Annotated in this window: 2 protein-coding genes and 5 tRNA genes; 1 reads left to right on the top strand and 6 read right to left on the bottom strand. The window is 42.4% G+C overall.

Features of this window, described 5'->3' with window-relative positions; all coding sequences use genetic code 11:
- Positions 1 to 123: 123 nt before the first annotated feature.
- The 6 genes from BLT_RS0119465 to BLT_RS0119440 form a co-directional block, all read right to left on the bottom strand.
- Positions 124 to 200: transfer RNA gene (locus BLT_RS0119465), tRNA-Asp, on the bottom strand.
- 17 nt (positions 201 to 217) lie between these two features.
- Positions 218 to 293: transfer RNA gene (locus BLT_RS0119460), tRNA-Val, on the bottom strand.
- Between the two features lie 30 nt (positions 294 to 323).
- Positions 324 to 395, bottom strand: a tRNA-Glu gene (locus tag BLT_RS0119455).
- Positions 396 to 405: 10 nt separating this feature from the next.
- A tRNA-Ser gene (locus BLT_RS0119450) sits at positions 406 to 496 on the bottom strand.
- 1 nt (position 497) lies between these two features.
- Positions 498 to 572 (bottom strand) — tRNA-Asn (locus BLT_RS0119445).
- Positions 573 to 729: 157 nt separating this feature from the next.
- A complete protein-coding gene (locus tag BLT_RS0119440) occupies positions 730 to 1,182 on the bottom strand; it encodes a SprT family protein (RefSeq protein WP_017729386.1) in 453 nt (150 codons plus the stop codon).
- Between the two features lie 110 nt (positions 1,183 to 1,292).
- Between BLT_RS0119440 and cmpA the strand changes: the two genes are divergently transcribed.
- A partial coding sequence (cmpA, locus tag BLT_RS23870) for a cortex morphogenetic protein CmpA (protein WP_017729387.1) occupies positions 1,293 to 1,400 on the top strand: 108 nt, incomplete at its 3' end.

Here is a 1,400-nt window from a genome sequence, read left to right as displayed (position 1 = left end):
TTTCAGTCCATTGCTCTACCAACTGAGCTACCGAGCCATAATAAAAATTATTTAAAGTATGTGATACTCACGTATTGAGATAAGCCCTGTTTCTCGGCTTTTCCTTTTACGATGTAAGTAAAATGGCGGTCCGGACGGGACTCGAACCCGCGACCTCCTGCGTGACAGGCAGGCATTCTAACCAACTGAACTACCGGACCATTCAAATCAAAATAAATGGTGGAGGATGACGGGATCGAACCGCCGACCCCCTGCTTGTAAGGCAGGTGCTCTCCCAGCTGAGCTAATCCTCCATATCGACGTGGCATCGATATTTATAAAGATGACCCGTACGGGATTCGAACCCGTGTTACCGCCGTGAAAGGGCGGTGTCTTAACCGCTTGACCAACGGGCCAAAGTAAATATGGCGGAGAAGGAGGGATTTGAACCCTCGCGCCGCGTAAACGACCTACACCCTTAGCAGGGGCGCCCCTTCAGCCACTTGGGTACTTCTCCTTGGCTCCACAGGTAGGACTCGAACCTACGACCGATCGGTTAACAGCCGATTGCTCTACCACTGAGCTACTGTGGAATATCACTTTTTCAATCTAGACTTTTTACATTTTAAAGGATGTGATAATTTGTGTCAATCCCTATTTTGAAAGCCTTTTTCCCTTCGCTAAGAGCCAGTCTCGCTCAGCGACTTCTATAATATAGCACAATCGATGCTCGTAAATCAACATTAAATTTCATTTTATTTTTTTTAATTTCCCTGAGCATTTACCACAAACATAACGGGTTGTATCAATTCTTTTTTTTCGCTGATAAATAAGATCGCAGCTCTGACATGCATAAAGATGAATACTCTTCAATTGATTTCTTGTACCTGGAACAACTTCACAAAAGCGCGGAGCTCCCACCTTCTTTAACAATGCTTTAAAGTCTTTATCCTGATGGCGATACCCTTTTTTCTGTATATGTAAATGATAATGGCATAATTCGTGTTTAATAATGCCGATAATCCCCTCTTCTCCAAAAGCCTCTAACTGCTTTGGGTTCACCTCAATGTCATGCGATTGTAAAAGATACCTGCCCCCAGTCGTTCTTAACCGCCCGTTAAATCGGGCGACATGCTTAAATGGTCGTTGGAAATATTTTAATGAGATCTCCTCCACTAACTTTTGCAGCTCACTTTGATTCATTCTGTTCATCCTTTTTCTATACTTTGAAAAAAAAAAAAAAAACGATAACCTTGACAACCATGGCAACATATACTAATTACGATTACACACGGTTAAGGGAGTTGGCGAACATGCCAAATTGGCTTATCAATCAACTGCGCGCAGCTTACGCCCAAAAAAATCGTTACAAAGTAAAACTGTTGAACCAATGTTGGTTTTATTATAAGAAAAAAGAAACG

The organism is Halalkalibacterium ligniniphilum, from assembly GCF_000334155.1.
GTDB lineage: Bacteria > Bacillota > Bacilli > Bacillales > Bacillaceae_D > Halalkalibacterium > Halalkalibacterium ligniniphilum.
This window is presented reverse-complemented; position numbering and strand designations above follow the sequence as displayed.